1 rRNA gene is annotated in these 348 nt (G+C 41.4%); it reads right to left on the bottom strand.

The features are described from left to right. A 5S ribosomal RNA gene (gene rrf, locus PSH50_RS21065) occupies nt 1-109 on the bottom strand; the annotation flags it as partial. Nucleotides 110-348 lie beyond the last annotated feature (239 nt).

The raw sequence follows: 348 nt of genomic DNA on the forward strand, positions 1-348 counted from the left end.
CAATGTCCTACTTTCACATAGCAAATGCTACACTATCATCGGCGCTGTTTCGTTTCACTACTGAGTTCGGCATGGGGTCAGGTGGGTCCAAAACGCTATGGTTACCAAGCAAATTAGGTGCAAAGGATTAAGGACAAGCACGTAGTGCTACTTTTTCCTTTGCGCAAGGTGCCTCAATGTTAACGCTACGCGCTAAGAGTCACCTCATAAATTTGGAAAACTCTGATAATATTTTTTAAGTCTAAGTATTTATCTACTTTAGCTATTAACTTCTGTCGCTTGTTTCTGTCACAAAACGCGTTTGGCGTTGTATGGTTAAGCCTCACGGGTAATTAGTACAAGTTAGCT

Origin of the sequence: Pseudoalteromonas sp. Angola-7 (assembly GCF_028599255.1) — a bacterium.
Taxonomy (GTDB): Bacteria; Pseudomonadota; Gammaproteobacteria; order Enterobacterales; family Alteromonadaceae; genus Pseudoalteromonas; species Pseudoalteromonas atlantica.